Raw genomic sequence first — 18,982 nt, 5'->3', positions numbered from 1 at the left:
CGGATGCCGTGATATAATGCCTCCATGCCCGAAGGAAACACCCCCCGCCCCGCCCGCGCCGCCGGGATGCACGACAGCGTGCTGGCCACCATCGGCCACACGCCCCTGGTCCGCCTGCCGCGGCTCGAGGCGGCGCGCGGCCTCGGGGCGCGGCTGGCGCTGAAGCTGGAATTCTTCAACCCGCTCGGCTCGGTGAAGGACCGCATCGGCCTGGCGATGGTCGAGGCGGCCGAGCGCGAGGGGCTGATCCGCCCGGGCGACTCCGTGCTGGTCGAGCCGACCTCCGGCAATACCGGCATCGCGCTGGGGCTGGTGGCGGCCGCCAAGGGCTACCGGCTGATCGTCACCATGCCGGACGGCGCCAGCGTCGAGCGCCGCAAGATGCTGCGGCTGCTGGGCGCCGAGGTGGAGCTGACGCCGGCAGCCCAAGGCATGTCGGGCGCCATCGCCCGCGCCGAGGCGATCATCGCGGCGATGCCGCAGGCCTGGATGCCGCGGCAGTTCGACAACCCCGCCAATCCGGCGATCCATGAAGCGACCACGGCCGAGGAGATCTGGGCCGATACCGCCGGGCTGGTCGATGTCGTGGTCGGCGGCGTCGGCACCGGCGGCACGCTGACCGGCATCGCCCGCGCGCTGAAGCCGCGCCGCGCCGGGATGCAGGTGATCGGCGTCGAGCCGGCCGAATCCGCCGTGCTCTCCGGCGACGATCCGGGGCCGCACGAGATCCAGGGCATCGGCGCCGGCTTCCGCCCGGCGGTGCTGGAGCTCGGCCTGCTCGACGCCGTGCGCCGCGTCACCGAGCGGGAAAGCTTCGCCGCCGCCCGGCTCTGCGCCCGCACCGAGGGGCTGCCGATCGGCATTTCCTCCGGCGCGGTGCTGCACGCCATGCTGGATCTCGCCGCGCAGCCGGAGATGGCCGGCAAGCTGGTGGTGGGCATCGCCGCCTCCTTCGCGGAGCGCTACCTCTCCACCGATCTCTTCGCCGGGCTGTAAGGCGTGTTCACTTTTTGAGAACCACTCTGGGTTGCAAATTTCCTTACCGTCACCAAGCGTTCATCAAAGATGAAACGAGTTAAATCAATTACTTAACCTCAGAACGCCTTCGCAACTGGTCAACAGCCTGTTAAAACCCTCTGACCATCCTTGCCGGTAACACTGGCAGGAACTGTATCCGATGCGTGTTTTCCTCAATATGAGGGTAGGGCTGAAGCTGGCCCTCTCCGCCGCACTGACCCTGGTGCTGCTGGCGGTCCTGGTGATCCGCACCAATTCCAGCCTGACCGACGTGATGGCCGAGAACGATGTGTTGCGCGATGCGGCCGCGGCCGATGGCGCGCTGAGCGACGCGGTCACCGAGGGCGTGCGCGCCGCGCTCTACTCCAGCCAGGTGGTCAGCGCGCAGACGCTCGAGGCGGTGGGCGAGGCCCAGCGCGGCGTGCAGGACCGCCTGAACGCGCTGCGCGGCCGGGTTGAGGCCGGCGCCGCCAAGGCGCAGCCGCGCGAGCGCGAGGCGGCGATGCAGGTGCTGCCGCTGATCGAGGAATACGGCCGCGCCCTGCGCGAGGTGACCGATCTGCGCACCAAGCTGATCGAGCGCCGCGACCAGATGCTGTTCCCGGCGATGAACGAATACGACCAGCGCTTCGAGGCGGTGGCCGCCAGCATGGAGTTCGAGCTGACCGAGCCGTCGCGCGTCGACGAGATGCGCCAGCGCCTGATGGCCTATCACGGGGCGGTCAACGACCTGCGGGCCTCGGTGCAGCGCTTCATCGGCACCGAGGACCAGGAGCAGGCCCGCCGCCTGCGCCGCGCCATCGCGCAGCAGCGCGTGCATTTCCGCGGCGTCTCCTCCGGCCCGCTGAGCGACAGCCTGCGCAACGAGGTCAACCGCATGGGCGCGGCCTCGGCCGCCATCGCCACCGCCTCGGACGAGATGGTGACCGGGCTCGGCGCGCTCGGCGAGCTGCGCGAGGGCCGCGTGGTGCCGGCGCGCAACAAGCTGGAAGCCGCGCTGAACGCCGTCAGCACCGCGATGGACCAGGATTCCGGGCAGCGCCAGCTGGCCAGCGAGGCGAACCTCAACCGGGTGAAGCAGGACACGCTGATCGCCGGCGGCCTGATCGCGCTGGTGCTGATCCTGGCAGGCCTGGCCACCAACGGCGCCATCTCCTCGCCGCTGCGCCGCCTGGCCGTGGTGCTGAAGAAGATCGCCGATGGCGACGCCGCGGTGACGGTCCCCGACCGCAACCGCCGCGACGAGATCGGCAATATCGCCGGCGCCGTCGAGGCGCTGCGCGGCACCGTGGCCGAGGCCTTCGCGCAGCGCCAGATGCTGGAGCAGCTGCCGACCGGCGTGGTGATGAGCGATCCGAAGCAGGATTTCCGCATCACCTACGTCAATGCCCGCATGCGCGAGATCCTGACCGACCACATCCCCGAGACGCTGCCCTGCCCGGCCGACCAGGTGACCAGCCAGAGCATCGACATCTTCAGCCGCGACCCGGAGAAGCAGCGCGCCTTGCTGGCGGATGCCGCCAACCTGCCGCATCGCGAGCGGCTGCATCTGGGCCGCGAGGTGATCGACCTCAACGTCTCCGCCATCCGCGACAGCAGCGGCGCCTATGTCGGGCCGATGCTGGTCTGGACCCTGGTGACCGAGCAGGCGCGCCTGGCCGACACCTTCGAGGGCCAGGTCGGCGGCGTGGTCGAGAATGTCGTCGCCCGCGCCACCGAGATGCAGGCGGCCGCGCAGCAGCTGACCGGCAATGCCAAGCTCTCCGGCCAGGAAGCCAGCCTGGTGGCGGAAGCCGCCGGCCGCGCCAATGCCGATGTGCAGGCGGTCGCCGCGGCGGCCGAGGAGATGGCGGCCTCGATCGTCGAGATCACCCGCCGTGTCAGCGAGGCGGCGCAGGTGACCGACCGCGCGGTGCAGGAGGCGCGCGCCACCGACACCACCATGCGCAGCCTGGCCGAGAGCGCCAACCGCATCGGCGACGTGGTGAAGCTGATCGGCGACATCGCCGGCCAGACCAACCTGCTGGCGCTGAACGCGACCATCGAGGCCGCCCGGGCGGGCGAGGCCGGCAAGGGCTTCGCCGTCGTCGCCTCCGAGGTGAAGAACCTGGCCGGCCAGACGGCGCGCGCCACCGAGGAGATCAGCAGCCAGATCGCCGAGATGCAGGCGGTGACCAGCCGCGCCGTGGACGCCATCCGCGGCATCGGCAGCACCGTCGAGCGCACCAACGAGATCTCCACCGCCATCGCCGCCGCCGTCGAGCAGCAGGGCGCGGCGACCCAGGAGATCGCGCGCAGCGCCAGCCAGGTGGCGGAAGCCACCGGCACGGTCAGCCAGCGCATCGGCCGCGTCCGCGAGGCCGCGCAGGAGACCGGCAGCGCCGCCAACGGCATGCTGGATGCCACCGAGGGGCTGGCCGGCCAGGCCAACGACCTGCGCAGCCGCGCCTCGGAGTTCCTGGTCGCCATCCGCGCCTAAATAGGAGCGGCCCGGCTTTGCAGCCGGGCCGTTCTTGCCTCCCCTGCTCCCGGGGCCGCTGCCCTTCGCGGCCCGCCTGCCTGCCCGTGCGCCCGGCGCCTCCTCGCGGAGCGCCGGGCTTTTTCATGCGGGAGGCCTGGCAAGGCCCTGGGTCAGAGGGGCAGACAGCGCGCGACGAGGCCGGGCCGAGCCCCCGCCACGGGGTGGGCGGTGGCCAGGCTGTGCCGGGGTTCAGGCGATGGGGGGTTGTTGAGGCCAGCGGGCCGCGGCGCCGCCGGCAGAGGCAGGATCACGGGCACCGGGGGCCGTCATGCCCCGCGGTGTCGAACGCCCCGGCTCAGGCCATGTAGGAGAAGCCGGTATTGCCCGAGATGATCAGGTAGCGGTTGATCAGCTTCTCGCGCCCCTCGGCGGTGGAGAACTCGGTCAGGTCGATGCGCTTCTCGACCTGGCGCGCCTGGGATTCGATCGACTGATAGGCGATCTCTTCCGGCAGCCCGGCCAGCGTCAGGGCGACGCGGCGCAGGATCCTGTCGCCGAGGACGTTGTAGACGCCGGGCGTCTTGTCCTCCATGCCACGAATATGCAGGGCGTCGGAAACCTCGGTGCTCTGCTCGGCGACCTCGGAGACGCGCTTGTACTCGATGTAGTTGGCCTTGATCTCGGCGAGGACCTTCGGGTCCTTCAGCCTGGCCAGGCCGGATTTCGCGAAATCCAGGTCCTGCGCCGCGGTCTTCCAGGCGGGGTTGGTCAGCTGCGAGGCCAGGTTGCCCTCGACCTTCAGATTGGAGGTCAGAGCGCGGGTGGCCAGCGCGACATTGTCCTCCTGCCCGGCCAGGCCATAAGCCTGCAGCAGCACCTTGCGCGCGGTCGGGTCCTTCAGCAGCGCCTCAGGCGAGTCCGCGGTGTCGATCGCCTTCTGCAGCCGGTCCAGGTCGCGCTTGACCGAGGCGTCCTTGGACAGCCGCTCGGTGTCGCGCGACTCGTTCTTCAGCGTCTTCTTGTAGAGGCCGATGCGATCGCTGCCCGTCATCGCGCTGCTGTCCGAGCCGTAGCCGAACAGCGTGCCGAGATAGGGGTTGATCGTCATGGCGGCCTCCTCGCGAAGATCCGCCGGGGGGTCAGCCCGGCGCGGTGGCGGCGACCGGGGCGTCGCTGCCGGCGTTCAGCATGGCGTCGTCATGCGGGAAGAGCACCCGGACGCGGCGCATCGCCTCCCAGCAATCGCCGATCTCGAGATCGGCGATGGCCAGCGCCAGCACGCTGCGGGCGGTGGCGGAGGTCGTGGCGGCAGCATATTCGTCGGCCAGGCCGCGCGCCATGGCGACGAACTGGTCGCGCTCGTCCTCCTCGGCGATATAGGCCGCCTGGATGGCGAAATAGACGCGGCGCGCCGGGGTGCGCGCATCCTCGGGCGACATGATCTGCTTGCCGAAGAGGAAGCGGGCGCGGTTCGACAGCATGACGCTGGTGCGCGTCTTGAACTGCAGCGCCGCGCCATTGACCAGCATGCGGTCGCCCGCGCGGAGGTCGAGGACCAGGCGGCCGGCGCCGCGCGGGGACCGGGTCTCGCTCATGCGGCGGCGCCCGTCTCCATCGTGGGCGCGCGGCCCATCAGCCCGGCGGCGAAGCTGTCGCAGATATCGGCCAGGAAGCCGAGATCGGCATCGTCCTTGTCGGCCTCGCGCATCGCGGCGCGGCAGACCGAGACGATCTGGCCGCGCAGCGGCAGCGGCAGCTCGCAGGATTCGTGCAGCGTCAGCACGCGCACCGTGCTGAACAGGCGCGTCGCATCGCTGCGCGCGCGGATCTTCTCGATGTCGGAGCCCTCGACGGCGACGCGGAGGCGGCCGGAGACCAGGGCATAGACCTCGGCCTCCTGCTCGCGGAGCGACCGGGCGGCCTTCACGGCGCCATAGGCGCGCAGCGCCTGGGCGTGGAAGTTGGGTGCGGACACGATACCAGCCTCTCGTTTTGACGGCGGGGGGCCGCGAGGGCCCGTGTTCGGATCGGGTTCGGTGGTCGGTCGGTCCGGACGGCGCGCCGCCGTCCGGATCTGTCAGGCCTGCCGCGGCGCGGCGGCCTCGGCGGGGATCGCGCCGCTCAGCGGAACAGCGAGAGCAGGACCTGCGGCGCCGAATTGGCGGTGGACAGCGAGGTCGTCGCCAGCTGCTGCTGCGTCTGCAGCGCGGTCAGCCGGGCCGATTCCTTGGCCAGGTCGGCGTCGACCAGCGAGCCCAGGCCCTCCTCCATCGCGTCGATGCGGGCGCTGTTGTAGGTCATCTGGCTGGAGATGAACTTGCTGTCGTTGCCGAGCGCGTTCGAGGTGGTGTTCACCGAGGAGGACAGGCCGGTGAAGGTCTTCAGCGCCACGCCGCCGACGGTGACCGAGGTCACGGCCGCGCCGGTGTTGTCGACGCCCTGCAGCAGCTGCTTGGCATCGTCGGCCGAGATCGTGGTGATGCCGGTGATGTCGGTGGCGATGTCGTCGGTGAAGCTCAGATTGTCGGCCGAGGTGGCGCTCGAATTGACCGTGTAGCTCTGACCCTTCTCGTTGCGGGTCACTTCCATCGCGCCGCCCTCGAAGGCGGCCCCGGTCAGCGGGTCGTTGGCGGTGCTGCCCAGCAGGCGGGTGCCGTTGTAGCTGGCATCCTGCAGGGTGGTGTTCATCCGCGTGACGAGCGACTTGAACTGCTCGGTGTACTGGTTGCGCGTCTCTTCATCGAGATTTGAGTCGGAGAGCTTGGTCAGGACGGTGCTGACGTCGTTCACCAGGGTGGTGGAGACGGTGTCGACCGCCTTCAGCGTGCTGGTGAGCAGGCCGTTCACGCCGCCGAGCTGGTCGTTGGCGGAATTCAGGCCGGAGACATCGGCGCGGACCTTCTGGGCCACCGCATAGGCGGCGCCGTCATCCTTGGCGTCCGACACCTTGTAGCCGGTGGAAACCTTCTTCTGCGTCGTGTCGAGCTGCTCGTTGATCTTGTTCAGCGACTGCAGGGCGACCTTGGCACCAGAATTGGTGATGACCGAATTGGCCATGGCTTTAATTCCTGTTCACGACACCGCCTGCTTTTAAGCGGTGCGATCGGCTTCCCCCGTCTTTTCCAGGGTGCGTCCGATCGGACATGGAAGGTCACCGCGCGGCTTATCCGCCGTACCATCCGTCTCCGCCCGGTCCTTGGGCGGCCAGGGCAAAATCGACCGAATTTATGAACGGGGTGTTTACCACCCTTCCCGAATCGAACCGGCCCCAAGAAAAAAGTGAGGGCCGCGGCCAGGGCTCTGGAATTCCAGCGAGTCGGAGGCGGCCTTAGCGCCGCGCGCGGGGCCCGGAGGCAGGCGCTTTCCGCCCTTGGGGGCGGCAATTCGTTAACAAATACTGCAGGCGATCCCGGACCAGCCTGTGAAAGACAACAGGCCGGACAGCGCTGACGCTGCCCGGCCCGCTGCCGTGGCCGGGACGCCGTGCCCGCCGGGCGGCGGCGCGGCGCCCCTGCCCCGTCGATTACCGGAACAGCGAGAGCAGGACCTGCGGCGCCGAGTTGGCGGTCGACAGCGCCGTCGTCGCCAGCTGCTGCTGGGTCTGCAGCGCGGTCAGCCGGGCCGATTCCTTGGCCAGGTCGGCGTCCACCAGCGAGCCCAGGCCCTCTTCCATCGCGTCGATACGCGAGCTGTTGTAGGTCATCTGGCTGCCGACGAACTTGCTGTCGTTACCCAGCTGGTTCTGCGCCGAGTTCACGTCCGAGGTCAGCGAGGTGAAGGTCTTCAGCGCCACGCCGCCGACGGTGACCGAGGTCACGGCCGCGCCGGTGTTGTCGACGCCCTGCAGCAGCTGCTTGGCGTCGTCGGCGGTCATCGTCGTGATGCCCGAGATATCGGTGGCGATATCGTCGGTGAAGCTCATCTGGTCGGCGGTGGTGGCGCTCGCGTTGACGGTGTAGCTCTGGCCCTTCTCGTTGCGGGTCACTTCCATCGAGCCACCGGTATAGGCGGCGCCGGTCAGGTCGTTGGTCGCGGTCGAGGAGAGCAGGCGGGTGCCGTTGTAGTTCGCGTCCTGCAGCGTGGTGTTCATCTGCGTGACGAGCGACTTGAACTGCTCGGTGTACTGGGTGCGAGTCTCGTCATCGAGGTTCGAGTCGGAGAGCTTGGTCAGCACGGTCGAGACGTCGGTCGACAGCTTGCTGGAGACGGTGTCGATCGCCTTCAGCGTGCTGGTCAGCAAGCCGTTCACACCACCGAGCTGGTCGTTGGCGGCGTTCAGGCCGGTGACGTCGGCGCGCACCTTCTGGGCGACGGCATAGGCGGCGCCGTCATCCTTGGCGTCGGCCACCTTGAAGCCGGTCGAGACCTTCTTCTGCGTGGTGTCGAGCTGGTTGTTGATCTTGTTCAGCGACTGCAGCGCGACCTTGGCGCCGGAGTTCGTGATGACCGAGTTGGCCATGGGGGTAGTTCCTGGGAACCATCGCCGCCTGATCAAGGGCGACGCGACCAGACCCCTGTCTTTTCCGGGGCGCTGATCGGGAAGGAAGGTCACGGGAGCGGTTCATCCGCCGTACCAACCATCTCTGCCCGTTCATGGGGCAGCACTGTGCTCTTTGCCGGCTAATTGTGAACGGGTTGTTTACCGAGACGATTTTTTGACAGCGTCCCGCCGCCTGATGCCCAAGCATCTGAAATCGCGAAAGAATTTTTTCCGACGCTGAGGCCGGCCGGCCGCCTTCCGAAGCGTCAGCGGAGCGATTCAAGCCGGAACGAAGCCGTATTTGTTAACAAACTCTGGCTTCACGGACCCGTTCCGGCCGCGCGGGCGACTCGTCCCGCCGCCAGTGCTTCAGCAAAAACCAGTAAAAGCCCTTTTCCCCGGCATTCCTATTCGCCGGGTTAACAGACTGGTCCGAACTCGCCGTCATGGTGCCGCCACGAAAGCAACGGATTCGCGGCATGGACGACCTCATCTCGGAATTCCTGGCGGAGACCAACGAGGCTCTCGCCGAACTGGACACCGCCCTGGTGGACCTCGAACGTGCCTCCGAGGATGCCGAGATTCTGGCGCGCATCTTCCGCATGGTGCACAGCGTCAAGGGCACTTGTGGCTTCCTCGGCCTGTCGCGGCTGGAGGCGGTGGCGCATGCCGCCGAATCCCTGCTCGGCCTCTATCGCGACGGCGACATCGCGGTCTCGCCGTCCGGCGTCACCGCGGTGCTGGCCGCCATCGACACCATCCGCATGATCATGGCGGGCCTGGCGGAGACCGGCGTCGAGCCGGCCGGCGATGATTCGGCCCTGGTGGCCCAGCTCAACGCCGCCTCGCAGGAGCAGCCCGCCGCCGAGGCCGAGCCGGCCGTGGCACCGGCCGCGACCGTGGAGGCCGCCGCCGAGCCGGCCGTCGAGCCCGAGCCGGCCCCCGAGGCCGCGCCGGTGGCCGCGGTCGCGGCGGCCGCCGCCGTCGCGTCCCCCATGGCCGCCCCCGGGGCCGCCCCGGTGGCCGCCGCGCCCCCTGCCCCCGCCGCCAGGCCGCCGGAGAAGCCGGCGGAAGAGAAGGCGGTGGTGCAGCACAATGACTCCTCGATGCCGGTGCAGGCGATCCGCGTCTCGCTGCCGGTGCTCGACGAGCTGATGACGCTGGCCTCCGAGCTGGTGCTGGTGCGCAACCAGCTGCTGCAGGTCGCCCGCGGCCAGGCCGACACCCCCTTCGCCGCCCCCCTGCAGCGCCTGTCGCGCATCACCTCCGACCTGCAGGAAGGGGTGATGAAGACCCGCATGCAGCCGGTCTCGGCGGCCTGGGCCAAGCTGCCCCGCCTGGTGCGCGACCTCGGCGCCGAGCTCGGCAAGCGCATCGAGCTGGTGCAGAGCGGTGGCGACACCGAGCTCGACCGCCAGGTGCTGGAGCTGATCAAGGACCCGCTGACCCACATGGTGCGCAACAGCGCCGACCATGGGCTGGAGACGCCGGAGATCCGCCGCGCCGCCGGCAAGCCGGCGCATGGCACCATTTCGCTCTCGGCGCGGCAGGAAGGCGGCCGCATCGTCATCGAGCTGGCCGATGACGGGCGCGGGCTGAACATCGCCCGCATCCGCTCGCGCGCCGTCGAGCGCGGCCTGGCGACGGAAGCCGCGGTCGCCGCCATGGACGATGCCGAGGCCGCGCGCTTCATCTTCCGCCCGGGCTTCTCGACGGCGGCGGCGGTGACCGCCGTCTCCGGCCGCGGCGTCGGCATGGACGTGGTGCGCAGCAACATCGAGCGGATCGGCGGCACTGTCGACCTGCAGACGGTGGAGGGTCAGGGCACCACCCTGATCATCCGCATCCCGCTGACGCTGGCGATCATCTCCGGCCTGGTGGTGCAGGCGGCCAGCGAGCGCTTCGCCGTGCCGCAGGCCGCCGTGGTCGAGCTGGTGCGCGTGGGCTCCGGCGGTGCGGCCGTCGAATGGCTCGACGACGCCCCGGTCATCCGGCTGCGCGGCCAGCTGCTGCCGCTGGTGCAGCTCGGCGCGCTGCTCGGCCTCGCCGCGCCGCACCCCTCGGGCTCGGCCGCGCAGGGCTTCGTCGCCGTGCTGCAGGGTGACTCGGCGCGCTACGGCCTGTTCGTCGACGGCGTCTTCGACACCGAGGAGATCGTGGTCAAGCCGGTGGCGCCGATCCTGCGCGACCTGCAGGCCTTCTCCGGCAACACCATCCTCGGCGATGGCGGCGTCATCATGATCCTCGACCCGGCGGGCCTCGCCCGCATGGCCGGCCTCGGCAGCGCCCGCAAGGAGGCCGCCCAGGCGGTCGCCACCGCCAGCGAGGAGACCGGCGCCCAGCTGCTGCTGTTCCGCGCCGGCGGCCAGGCGACGCCGATCGCCGTGCCGCTCGGCCTGATCGCCCGCCTCGAGGCGCTGCCCTCGGACAGCATCGAGACCGCCGGCAACCGCCCGGCCGTGCAGTATCGCGGCCAGCTGATGCCGCTGCTGCCGCTCGGCCCCTGGACGCAGCCGCCCTCGGGCGCCACCCAGCACCTGCTGGTGTTCCAGGACGGCAGCCGCAGCCTCGGCCTGATGGTCGACGAGATCCTCGACGTCATCGAGGAGCGGCTGGTGCTGCGCCCGTCGACCGACCGCGCCGGCTTCCTCGGCTCGGCGGTGATCGCCGGCCGCGCCGCCGACGTGCTCGACTGCTCCTACTGGCTGCGGCTCGGCGACCCGAACTGGTTCGGCAAGACCGAGCAGCTGCCGCCGCGCGTGCTGGTGGTCGAGGACAGCGGCTTCTTCCGCCAGCTGGTGGTGCCCGCCCTCACCTCGGCCGGCTATGACGTCACCGCCTGCGGCGAGCCTTCCGAAGCGCTGAAGCTGCGCGCCGGCGGCGCCATGTTCGACGCCATCCTGAGCGACATCGAGATGCCCGGCATGGACGGCTTCGGCTTCGTCGCCGAGATGCGCCGCGAGGGCACCTGGCAGAAGACGCCGGTGGTCGCCCTGACCAGCCGCATCAGCCCGGCCGACAAGGCGCGCGGCCTGGCGCTCGGCTTCAACGACTACGTCGGCAAGTTCGACAGCGAACGCGTCCTCGCGGCCCTGGCCCGCGCGGTTGGCAGCGTGAAGGAGGCCGCATGAGCGCCGCGATGACCGCCCCGAATCCCGCGGGCAAGACCCTGTCCAAGGCCCAGGCCTCGGAAGAGCCCCGCCTGCTGCTGACCCTGCTGATCGCCGGCCGGCTCTGCGGCATCCCGGTGCCGCGGGTGCGCGACGTGCTGCGCAACGAGCAGATCGCCCGCGTCCCGCTCGCCCCCCCGGGTGTCGCCGGCGTGCTCAACCTGCGCGGCCGCATCGTCACCGCCGTCGACCTGCGCAACCGGCTCGGCCTGCCGGAGGCGGAGAACAACGACAGCCGCATGAGCGTCGTGGTCGAGCATGAGAACGAGCTCTACTCGCTGCTGGCGGATGGCGTGCGCGAGGTGCTGTCGCTGACCGGCGAGGAGCGCGAGGACGCGCCGGCGACCCTGTCGGATGCCTGGCGCGAGCATGCCAGCGCCGTGCACCGCCTGCCCGAGGGCCTGCTGATCGAGCTCGACACCGACCGCCTGCTGGCCTTCGGCGCCCGCGCCACGGCGGACACCCGCCGGTGACGCTGGACCTGGCGCCGCCCGCCTCCGCCACGGCGGCGCCGCCGCTGCGGATCCTGCTCTGCGACGACAGCGCGGTGATCCGCACGGCCATGGCCCGGATCCTGCAGGCCGATCCCGGCCTGCATGTCGTGGCCCGTGCCCGCAACGGCGAGGAGGCGGTCACCGCCATCCGCCGCGGCGGCATCGACATCGCCGTCATCGACATCGAGATGCCGGTGATGGACGGGCTGACCGCCCTGCCGCTGCTGCTGCAGGCCGATCCGGGCCTGCGCGTCATCGTCTGCTCGACGCTGACCACCAAGGGCGCCGCCGCCGCCATGGAGGCGATGCGCCGCGGTGCGGCCGACTGCCTGCCCAAGCCCTCGGTCGCCGAGGAGGCGAGCTTCGCCAACGAGCTGGTGGCGCTGGTGAAGGGCCATGGCGCGCTGCGCCGGCGCGCCTCGCCGACGCCGGCCCTGGCCGCCGTCGCCATGGCCCCGGCGGCGCCGGCCGCCGCCGCCGCGACCCCTGCCCCGCCGCCGCCGCCGCGCCCGGCCGCGGCCGCGGCGCCGATCGTGCTCAGCCGCTCGCCGCGCGCCTCGATGCCGCCGGCGGTGCTGGCCATCGGTTCCTCGACCGGCGGGCCGGAGGCGCTGGCGCATGTCTTCCGCGCCTTCCGCCGCACGCCCCGCCTGCCGGTGCTGCTGACCCAGCACATGCCGCCCGCCTTCATCCCGATGCTGGCCGAGCATCTCAGCCGCCTCGGCCCGGTGCCCGTGCAGGTCGCCAGGGAGGGCGAGCCGGTGCTGCCCGGCCGCGCCTATCTGGCGCCGGGCGGCCGGCACATGCTGGTGGCGGCCGGCACTCCGCCGACCATCACCCTCTCCGACGGGCCGGAGGAGCATTTCTGCCGCCCCGCCGTGGACCCGATGCTGCGCAGCCTGGCGCAGGTCTATGGCGGGCGCTGCGCCATCGCCGTGCTGACCGGCATGGGCCATGACGGCGGCCCCGGCTCGGCCGCCGTGGATGCCGCCGGCGGGCTGGTGCTGGCGCAGGACCAGGCGACCAGCGTCGTCTGGGGCATGCCCGGCGCGGTGGTCGAGCGCGGCGCGGCGCGCGAGGTGCTGCCGCTGCCGCAGCTGGCGCAGCGCCTGGCGGAGCTGATCGGCGCCGCATGACGGCGCCGGCGACCCGGCCCGCGGCGGCGCTGCCGCCGCTGCGGAGCAACCTGTCGCCGGCCGAGTTCCAGGAGCTGGCCCGGGCCATCCGCCGCGTCTCCGGCCTAGTGCTCGGGCCGGAGCAGGACTATCTGCTGGTCACCCGGCTGGCGCCGCTGCTGCGCCGGCACGGGCTGGCCGATCTGGGGCAGCTGCTGCGCCGGCTGCGCGGCCCCGATGCCGGCACGCTGGCGGCCGAGATGGCGACCGCCACCGCCACCCACGAGACCAGCTTCTTCCGCGACGACCTCCCCTTCCGCCACCTGGCGGAGACCGCCCTGCCGCGGCTGGCCGCCGCCCGCCCGCGCGACGCCCGGCTGCGGCTCTGGTCCGCCGCCTGCTCCACCGGCCAGGAGGCCTTCTCGCTGGCCATCCTGGCGCATGAGGGACGGCCGGCGCTGGGCGGCCGCGGCGTCGAGATCCTCGGCACCGATCTGTCCCCCGCCGTGGTCGCCCGCTGCCGCGAAGGCTTCTTCTCCGATTTCGAGGCGGCGCGCGGGCTGGGGCCGGCACGGCGCGCCCGCTGGTTCGAGAAGGTGCCCGGCGGGCTGCGCGCCATCGCCGCGCTGCGCGACGATTGCCGATTCGTGACCGCCAACCTGGTCGAGAATCCGCCCGCCGCAGGGCCGTTCGACGTGGTGATGCTGCGCAACCTGCTTATCTATCTCGACCAGCCGACCAAGGAGCGGGTGGTGGAGAATTGTGCGCAGCGGATGGCCGCCGATGGCATCCTCTATCTCGGGGCTGCGGAAGTGCTGCTGAGCCTGCGCAGCCGCTTCGTGCCGCTGGCCGGCTGCCACGGCGCCTATCGCCTCGACACGCCCGCGGCGGCACGCTTCTGGGGCATCGCCTGATGGGCGCCGAGCTTACCACCGCCGCGCGTGCGCGCCAGGCCGCCGGCCTGCTGCGCGCCCTGCCGCCGGGCCGCATCGCCGGCCGCGTCGCCTCCGCCGGCGCCCTCTCGGTCGAGATCACCGGGCTGCAGCCGTTTCTGTCCGTCGGCGCCCGGGTGGCGGTCGAATCGGCCAATGGCCCGGTCCCGGCCGAGATCGTCGCCCTGACCGGCGGCCAGGCCCGCGCCATGGCCTATGGCACGCTGGAGGGTGTGCGCCTCGGCGCCCCGGTGGTCTTCCACGGCCCGCCGCAGCTGCATCCCGACGACAGCTGGCTCGGCCGCGTCGTCGACCCGCTCGGCCGGCCGATGGATGGCCGCGGACCCGTCGGCCGCGCCCCCGTCGGCCGCGCGCTGCGCGGCGGCCCGCCCGAGGCCGGGCTGCGCGCCCGCCTCGGCCCGCGCCTCGACCTTGGCGTGCGCGCCATGGACGCCTTCTGCACCATGCGCACCGGCCAGCGGCTGGGGCTCTTCGCGGCGTCCGGCGTCGGCAAGTCGACGCTGCTGTCGATGCTGGCGCGCGGCGCCGATTGCGATGTCGCGGTGCTCTGCCTGGTCGGCGAGCGCGGCCGCGAGCTCCGCGAATTCATCGAGGACGATCTCGGCCCCGAGGGCCTGGCGCGCAGCGTCGTGGTCTGCGCCACCTCCGATTCGCCCCCGCTGATGCGGCGCGAGGCCGCCTATGCCGCGATGACGGTGGCCGAGAGCCTGGCCGCCAATGGCCGCCACGTGCTGCTGATGATGGACAGCGTGACGCGCTTCGCCCTCGCCTGCCGCGAGATCGGCCTGGCCGCCGGCGAGCCGCCGGCCACCCGCGGCTATACCCCCGGCGTCTTCGCCGAACTGCCGCGCCTGCTGGAGCGCGCCGGCCCCGGCCTCGAGGGCCAGGGCGGCGCCATCACCGGCCTGTTCACCGTCCTCGTCGAGGGCGACGACCATGACGAGCCGATCGCCGATGCGGTGCGCGGCATCCTCGACGGCCATGTGGTGCTCGACCGCAAGATCGGCGAGCGCGGCCGCTGGCCCGCCATCGACATCCTGCGCAGCCTGTCGCGCACCGTGCCCGGCTGCCTGACCCCGCCGGAGCGCGAGACCATGCAGCGCGCCCGCCGCCTGCTGTCGCTGCAGGCCGACATGGCCGAGCTCGTGCGCCTCGGCGCCTATCGCGCCGGCACCGACCCGGCGGTGGACGAGGCGCTGCAGATCGCCCCGCGCATCGAGGCCTTCCTGTCGCAGCGCAAGGACGAGCCGGTGATGACCGCCGGCGAGGCCTTCGCCGTGCTGGCGCAGAGCCTGGAGGCCGGCCCTGCCCGCGCCTGACCCGCTGGCCGTGCTGCAACGCCTGCGCGCGCTGGAGACGGCGCTGGCGCAGCGCGACGCCGCCGAGCGGGCTGCTGCCGCCGCCGCTGCCCAGTCCCGCGCCGAGGCCGCCGCCGCCGCCATCCCCGCCGAGACCAGCGCCGCCCGCCAGGCCCAGGCCAGCCAGCCGGACACCGGCCTGCAGATGCTGGCCGGGCCCGGCTTGGCCGCCTGGCTGCCGCGCGGCCAGGCGATGCGCGAGCGCATGGCGACGGAAGCCCGCCTGGCCGAAGCCGCCGCCGAGGAAGCCCGCCGCGCGGTGACAGAAGCCCGCACCAACGAACGGGTGGTGGAACTGGCCCGCGAGGCCCGCGCGGCCGAGGAAGCGAAGCGGCTCGCCCGGAAGGCGCAGGCGGCGCTGGATGAGATGGCTTCCAGGAAGAAGAACAAGGCGTAGGCCAGGGGAATGAATTCCCCTGGACCCCATCTTTTTTCTGATCACCGGCCGTTTGGTGACCAGCCCTTCAACAAAGCCGGCACCAGGGCATCACGGCAGGCCGTCAGGCTGCCCGGTTCCCCTGCATCCGCCACACCAGCGCGATGATCTCCGCCACCGCCTGGAAGTGCTCCGCCGGGATCTGCGCGCCGTCGTCCAGCTTGTAGAGGGCGCGCGCCAGAGGCGGGTTGGGGATGATCGGGATGGCGTGCTTGTCGGCCTCGGCGCGAATGCGGGCGGCCAGCGCATCGACGCCGCGCGCCACGATGCGCGGCGCCGCGTCGACGCCGCGGACATAGGCCAGGGCGACCGCGTAGTGGGTCGGGTTGGTGACGATCACCGTCGCCTTCGGGATCTCGGCCATCATGCGCTTGCGGCTGCGGCTGACGGCGATCTGCTTGCGGCGGGCGCGGAAATGCGGGTCGCCCTCGCTTTCCTTCATCTCGTCCTTCACCTCCTGCAGCGTCATCCGCATCGACTTCATGTGCTTGAAGTGGACGATGCCGAAATCGGCGAAGGCGACGACGGCGAAGGCGGCCACGGCATAGCTCAGCAGCCGGGTGATCAGGGCGAGCGCGGTGGCGGCCAGCTCCTCGGGCGGGCTGGCCAGCGTGCCGGGCAGCAGGGCGATGACGTCGCCGGAGACCCACCACATGGCCAGGCCGCAGGCGGCCAGCTTGATCAGCGCGCGGGCCAGCTCCATCAGCCCCTGCGGGCCGAACAGCCGCTTGATGCCGGTATGCGGGCTGATCTTGCTGGGCTTCGGGATCAGCGCCTTGGCGTTGATCAGGCCGCGGGTCTGCACCAGCGTCGCGGCGAATCCGGCCAGCGCGGCGAGGCCGGCGCAGCCGAAGACCAGCGGCGCGGCGCGGCCCATCAGGTCGGGCGCGACGGATTCCAGGCTCAGCGCATGGGTCTGGCTGAACAGGCCGCGGCAGGTCTCGACCAGCTGGTGGCCGAGCGAGGGACCGAGCCAGGCCAGCGCGGCCGCGCCGCCGCAGAGGCTGGCCAGCTGCACCGCCTCGCGGCCGAGCGGGACCTGCCCCGCCTCGCGCGCCTTCCTGAGCCGTTGTTCGGAAGGATCATGTGTGCGGTCCTCGGCATCCGCCTCGCTGCTGCCGCCCTGCTCGGCCATGGCTCAGCCGAGCCCGGGCAGCAGGGCGAAGGCGGCGCGGGCCGCCTCGGCCCAATGCGCCAGCAGCGCCGGCAGGATGACCGCCAGCAGGGCGACGCCGGCCAGGGTCTGCGCCGGCGCGGCCAGGATATAGACCTGCGCCTGGGGGGCGACGCGGGCCAGCAGCCCGCTGCCCATCTGCAGCAGCAGCGAGAGCAGCAGCAGCGGCGCGGCGAGCCGCAGCGCCAGGCTGAAGCTGGCGGCGGTGGCGGCGGCGACGGTCTCGGCGGCGCCGCCCAGCGCCAGCGGCCCGCCGGCCGGCAGCACCTCGTAGCTTTCCGCCAGCGCCCGCAGCGGGATGGCGTAGAGGCCGGTGGAGAGCACCAGCACGGTGCCGGCCATGCCGAGGAAGCGGCCGACCGCGGTGCCGCCCGAGCCCACGGTCGGGTCCGGCGTCAGCACGCTGGCCAGGCCGATGAAGAAGCCGATCGTCTGCCCGGCGATGGTCAGCGCGAAGACCATCAGCCGCGCCAGCCAGCCCAGCCAGAAGCCGATGGCCAGCTCGGTGCCGACCAGCTGCAGGGTGGCGGCGATGGTCTCCGGCTCGCGCGGCAGGCTGGATTCCAGGCCGGGCAGCAGCAGGGCGACGACGGCCAGCGCCAGGCCGAGGCGGATCGTCGAGGACACCTCGGTCTCGCCCAGGCCGGGCAGCACCATGCCGCAGGCGCCGACCCGGCACATCACCAGCACCGCCTGGAAGGCGAGATGCGGCAGCGCCTCGAGGAACTGGGCGGCGTTCACCGCACCCCGCCGAGCGCCACGATCTGGTCGAACAGCCCCTCGGTGAAGCCGCGCAGCACGGCGATGGCGGCGGAGCTGCCGAACAGCAGCGCCAGGCCGAGGGCCAGCATCTTGGGGACGAAGGCGAGCGCCGCCTCCTGCACCTGGGTCAGCGCCTGCAGGATGGCGACCGAGAGGCCGACCACCAGCAGCACGCCGAGCAGCGGCCCGCCGATCAGCAGGCAGGTCCACAGCGCCTGCTGCCCCGCCAGCGCGATGGCATCGGTTTCCATCTCGACCGCCTCCTGCGGCAATGCCGGCCGGATCTTCCGGCCCCTCAGCCCGGCCTGCCGCTCAGAGCGGCATGCGCATCACTTCCTGGTAGGCGGCGACGACGCGGTCGCGCAGCGCGACGGTGGTCTGCAGCGCCAGCTCGGCGCGGGAGACGGCGAGCACCACGTCGGTGACGCCGACCGTGCCGTTGATCGCCCCGGTCGAGGCGGTGTCGGCGGCGCGCGTCGTGTCGACGACATTGTTGACGGCGCGCTCCAGCATGGCGCCGAAGCTGCCGCCGGCGCCTCCCAGGGCGCCACCGAGGCCTCCGGTCGCGCCGGTGCTGCTGCTGCTCTCGCTGCCGCTGCCGATCTGGGCGGCGGCGCGATAGGCGTTGAAGGCGGCGGAGCCGGTCAGCGGGGTGGTGCTCATCCGCGCAGCGCCTCGATGGTCCGCAGCAGCATCGAGCGGGTGGTCTCGAGCACCGAGAGGTTGGCGCTGTAGCTGCGCTGCGCCTCGCGCATGTCCATCATCTCGACCATGCTGTCGACATTGGGCGTGCGGACATAGCCGCGGGCATCGGCGGCCGGATGCGCCGGCTCGTAATGCTCGGGGAACTCGCCCTGCTGGGTGCCGATGCGGGTCGCCTGCACGGTCGAGACGCCGAGCGCGCGGTCGAGATGGTTGCCGAAGGTCACCGTCTTGCGCCGGTAGGGATCGGCGCCCGGCGTCTGGCCGGTGGTGTCCTGGTTGGCCATGTTCTCGGCCACCACGCGAAGCCGCGTCGACTGCGCGGCCATGCCGGCGGCGGAGACGCTGAGGGCGCGATCGAGATCCATCGGATTCCCCTGGTGAGCCTTGGGTGAGGTCAGCCGTTGCGGCCGAGCGCGCTGCGGAACAGCCCGACCCAGCTGCGGTGCAGGCCGAGGGCCAGCTGATGCGCCTGGTCGGTCTCGGCGACCTTCAGCGCCTGCTGGTCGAGCGAGACGCCATTGCCGTCCGGCTTGCGCTCCGCCGCCTTGCGGTCCTTGCGGGCGCGCGCATCGGTGCCGGTGGTCAGGTGCTGGTCGTCGGTGCGGGCCATCGCCACGCCGGCGCCGGCGCGCTGCAGCGCCTGGGCGAAGGGCGCCAGGTCCTGCGGCTGGTAGCCGGGCGAATTGGCATTGGCGATGTTCTGCGCCAGCACGCGCTGGCGCTGGTCCAGCCAGTGGAGCTTCTGGCCGGCAAGGGCGAGAGGATCGGTCGAACGCTGGCTCATGCCCGCCTTGTGGCGCCCGATTGCGGCCGAGATGTTAACCGCTTGTTCGGGGTGCGGGACGGCGCCGCCAAAC

Annotated in this window: 19 protein-coding genes; 8 read left to right on the top strand and 11 right to left on the bottom strand. The window is 71.8% G+C overall.

All coding sequences use genetic code 11. The features are described 5' to 3' along the window. Positions 1 to 24 precede the first annotated feature (24 nt). A complete protein-coding gene (gene cysK / locus WFI16_RS12250) occupies positions 25 to 996 on the top strand; it encodes a cysteine synthase A (RefSeq protein WP_419898117.1) in 972 nt (323 codons plus the stop codon). A gap of 181 nt (positions 997 to 1,177) precedes the next feature. Continuing rightward, the gene (locus tag WFI16_RS12245) at positions 1,178 to 3,496 is read left to right on the top strand and encodes a methyl-accepting chemotaxis protein (protein WP_419898116.1); all 2,319 of its coding nucleotides are present in this window, start codon (positions 1,178 to 1,180) and stop codon (positions 3,494 to 3,496) included. 337 nt (positions 3,497 to 3,833) lie between these two features. On the opposite strand, the gene WFI16_RS12240 is transcribed toward WFI16_RS12245, so the two are convergent. The 5 genes from WFI16_RS12240 to WFI16_RS12220 all read right to left on the bottom strand — a co-directional run bounded on the left by WFI16_RS12240 (position 3,834) and on the right by WFI16_RS12220 (position 7,937). Continuing rightward, complete coding sequence (locus WFI16_RS12240; protein WP_419898115.1) at positions 3,834 to 4,586, bottom strand: DUF1217 domain-containing protein; 753 nt, start codon at positions 4,584 to 4,586, stop codon at positions 3,834 to 3,836. A gap of 31 nt (positions 4,587 to 4,617) precedes the next feature. Next, positions 4,618 to 5,073 carry a flagellar biosynthesis repressor FlbT gene (locus WFI16_RS12235; protein WP_419898114.1) on the bottom strand — a complete coding sequence of 152 codons (456 nt, stop codon included), beginning with the start codon at positions 5,071 to 5,073 and terminating at the stop codon, positions 4,618 to 4,620. Continuing rightward, entirely contained in the window at positions 5,070 to 5,453 is a 384-nt protein-coding gene (locus WFI16_RS12230) for a flagellar biosynthesis regulator FlaF (protein ID WP_419898113.1), read from the bottom strand. Before WFI16_RS12230 ends, WFI16_RS12235 begins: the two co-directional genes overlap by 4 nt. 146 nt (positions 5,454 to 5,599) lie before the next feature. Beyond that, the gene (locus WFI16_RS12225; RefSeq protein WP_419898112.1) at positions 5,600 to 6,535 is read right to left on the bottom strand and encodes a flagellin; all 936 of its coding nucleotides are present in this window, start codon (positions 6,533 to 6,535) and stop codon (positions 5,600 to 5,602) included. A 466-nt stretch (positions 6,536 to 7,001) separates the two neighbouring features. Beyond that, positions 7,002 to 7,937, bottom strand: a complete 936-nt coding sequence (locus tag WFI16_RS12220) for a flagellin (RefSeq protein ID WP_419898111.1) — start codon at positions 7,935 to 7,937, stop codon at positions 7,002 to 7,004. Positions 7,938 to 8,437: 500 nt separating this feature from the next. Between WFI16_RS12220 and WFI16_RS12215 the strand changes: the two genes are divergently transcribed. From WFI16_RS12215 to WFI16_RS12190, 6 genes are read left to right on the top strand one after another with little or no spacing between them, the layout of a single operon-like run. Next, positions 8,438 to 11,089 (top strand): hybrid sensor histidine kinase/response regulator, encoded by a 2,652-nt coding sequence (locus WFI16_RS12215; protein ID WP_419898110.1) that lies wholly within the window; start codon positions 8,438 to 8,440, stop codon positions 11,087 to 11,089. Then, complete coding sequence (locus tag WFI16_RS12210; protein ID WP_419898109.1) at positions 11,086 to 11,601, top strand: chemotaxis protein CheW; 516 nt, start codon at positions 11,086 to 11,088, stop codon at positions 11,599 to 11,601. The genes WFI16_RS12215 and WFI16_RS12210 overlap by 4 nt, the downstream gene beginning before the upstream one ends. Beyond that, on the top strand, positions 11,598 to 12,758 hold the full coding sequence (gene cheB / locus WFI16_RS12205; protein WP_419898108.1) for a chemotaxis-specific protein-glutamate methyltransferase CheB: 1,161 nt from the start codon (positions 11,598 to 11,600) through the stop codon (positions 12,756 to 12,758). The genes WFI16_RS12210 and cheB overlap by 4 nt, the downstream gene beginning before the upstream one ends. Then, positions 12,755 to 13,651, top strand: a complete 897-nt coding sequence (locus WFI16_RS12200) for a CheR family methyltransferase (protein WP_419898107.1) — start codon at positions 12,755 to 12,757, stop codon at positions 13,649 to 13,651. The genes cheB and WFI16_RS12200 overlap by 4 nt, the downstream gene beginning before the upstream one ends. Beyond that, positions 13,651 to 15,009: a FliI/YscN family ATPase gene (locus WFI16_RS12195; protein ID WP_419898106.1), complete on the top strand. Its 1,359-nt coding sequence runs from the start codon at positions 13,651 to 13,653 to the stop codon at positions 15,007 to 15,009. Before WFI16_RS12200 ends, WFI16_RS12195 begins: the two co-directional genes overlap by 1 nt. Before the next feature lie 10 nt (positions 15,010 to 15,019). Beyond that, entirely contained in the window at positions 15,020 to 15,445 is a 426-nt protein-coding gene (locus tag WFI16_RS12190; protein WP_419898105.1) for a hypothetical protein, read from the top strand. Positions 15,446 to 15,548: 103 nt separating this feature from the next. Here the strand turns inward: WFI16_RS12190 and WFI16_RS12185 are convergent, their stop codons facing one another. The 6 genes from WFI16_RS12185 to WFI16_RS12160 all read right to left on the bottom strand — a co-directional run bounded on the left by WFI16_RS12185 (position 15,549) and on the right by WFI16_RS12160 (position 18,909). Beyond that, complete coding sequence (locus WFI16_RS12185) at positions 15,549 to 16,619, bottom strand: EscU/YscU/HrcU family type III secretion system export apparatus switch protein (RefSeq protein WP_419898104.1); 1,071 nt, start codon at positions 16,617 to 16,619, stop codon at positions 15,549 to 15,551. A 3-nt stretch (positions 16,620 to 16,622) separates the two neighbouring features. Continuing rightward, positions 16,623 to 17,399, bottom strand: coding sequence for a flagellar biosynthetic protein FliR (locus tag WFI16_RS12180; protein WP_419898103.1), 777 nt, complete (start codon positions 17,397 to 17,399; stop codon positions 16,623 to 16,625). After that, a complete protein-coding gene (locus tag WFI16_RS12175) occupies positions 17,396 to 17,671 on the bottom strand; it encodes a flagellar biosynthetic protein FliQ (RefSeq protein ID WP_419898102.1) in 276 nt (91 codons plus the stop codon). Before WFI16_RS12175 ends, WFI16_RS12180 begins: the two co-directional genes overlap by 4 nt. 61 nt (positions 17,672 to 17,732) lie before the next feature. After that, positions 17,733 to 18,083, bottom strand: coding sequence for a flagellar hook-basal body complex protein FliE (gene fliE, locus WFI16_RS12170; RefSeq protein ID WP_419898101.1), 351 nt, complete (start codon positions 18,081 to 18,083; stop codon positions 17,733 to 17,735). Further along, the gene (gene flgC / locus WFI16_RS12165; protein WP_419898100.1) at positions 18,080 to 18,490 is read right to left on the bottom strand and encodes a flagellar basal body rod protein FlgC; all 411 of its coding nucleotides are present in this window, start codon (positions 18,488 to 18,490) and stop codon (positions 18,080 to 18,082) included. Before flgC ends, fliE begins: the two co-directional genes overlap by 4 nt. Before the next feature lie 29 nt (positions 18,491 to 18,519). Then, positions 18,520 to 18,909, bottom strand: a complete 390-nt coding sequence (locus tag WFI16_RS12160) for a flagellar basal body rod protein FlgB (RefSeq protein WP_419898099.1) — start codon at positions 18,907 to 18,909, stop codon at positions 18,520 to 18,522. Positions 18,910 to 18,982 lie beyond the last annotated feature (73 nt).

This window comes from Roseomonas sp. USHLN139 (genome assembly GCF_037145735.1).
Lineage (GTDB): Bacteria > Pseudomonadota > Alphaproteobacteria > Acetobacterales > Acetobacteraceae > Pseudoroseomonas.
This window is presented reverse-complemented; position numbering and strand designations above follow the sequence as displayed.

Excerpts from the sequence above, each read along its gene's own strand:
- flgC (WP_419898100.1), bottom strand. The coding sequence starts at position 18,490 with ATGGATCTCGATCGCGCCCTCAGCGTCTCCGCCGCCGGCATGGCCGCG.
- WFI16_RS12215 (WP_419898110.1), top strand. The coding sequence starts at position 8,438 with ATGGACGACCTCATCTCGGAATTCCTGGCGGAGACCAACGAGGCTCTC.
- WFI16_RS12245 (WP_419898116.1), top strand. The coding sequence starts at position 1,178 with ATGCGTGTTTTCCTCAATATGAGGGTAGGGCTGAAGCTGGCCCTCTCC.
- WFI16_RS12240 (WP_419898115.1), bottom strand. The coding sequence starts at position 4,586 with ATGACGATCAACCCCTATCTCGGCACGCTGTTCGGCTACGGCTCGGAC.
- WFI16_RS12175 (WP_419898102.1), bottom strand. The coding sequence starts at position 17,671 with ATGGAAACCGATGCCATCGCGCTGGCGGGGCAGCAGGCGCTGTGGACC.
- WFI16_RS12225 (WP_419898112.1), bottom strand. The coding sequence starts at position 6,535 with ATGGCCAATTCGGTCATCACCAATTCTGGTGCCAAGGTCGCCCTGCAG.
- WFI16_RS12160 (WP_419898099.1), bottom strand. The coding sequence starts at position 18,909 with ATGAGCCAGCGTTCGACCGATCCTCTCGCCCTTGCCGGCCAGAAGCTC.
- cysK (WP_419898117.1), top strand. The coding sequence starts at position 25 with ATGCCCGAAGGAAACACCCCCCGCCCCGCCCGCGCCGCCGGGATGCAC.
- WFI16_RS12200 (WP_419898107.1), top strand. The coding sequence starts at position 12,755 with ATGACGGCGCCGGCGACCCGGCCCGCGGCGGCGCTGCCGCCGCTGCGG.
- fliE (WP_419898101.1), bottom strand. The coding sequence starts at position 18,083 with ATGAGCACCACCCCGCTGACCGGCTCCGCCGCCTTCAACGCCTATCGC.
- WFI16_RS12185 (WP_419898104.1), bottom strand. The coding sequence starts at position 16,619 with ATGGCCGAGCAGGGCGGCAGCAGCGAGGCGGATGCCGAGGACCGCACA.
- WFI16_RS12195 (WP_419898106.1), top strand. The coding sequence starts at position 13,651 with ATGGGCGCCGAGCTTACCACCGCCGCGCGTGCGCGCCAGGCCGCCGGC.
- WFI16_RS12235 (WP_419898114.1), bottom strand. The coding sequence starts at position 5,073 with ATGAGCGAGACCCGGTCCCCGCGCGGCGCCGGCCGCCTGGTCCTCGAC.
- WFI16_RS12220 (WP_419898111.1), bottom strand. The coding sequence starts at position 7,937 with ATGGCCAACTCGGTCATCACGAACTCCGGCGCCAAGGTCGCGCTGCAG.
- WFI16_RS12210 (WP_419898109.1), top strand. The coding sequence starts at position 11,086 with ATGAGCGCCGCGATGACCGCCCCGAATCCCGCGGGCAAGACCCTGTCC.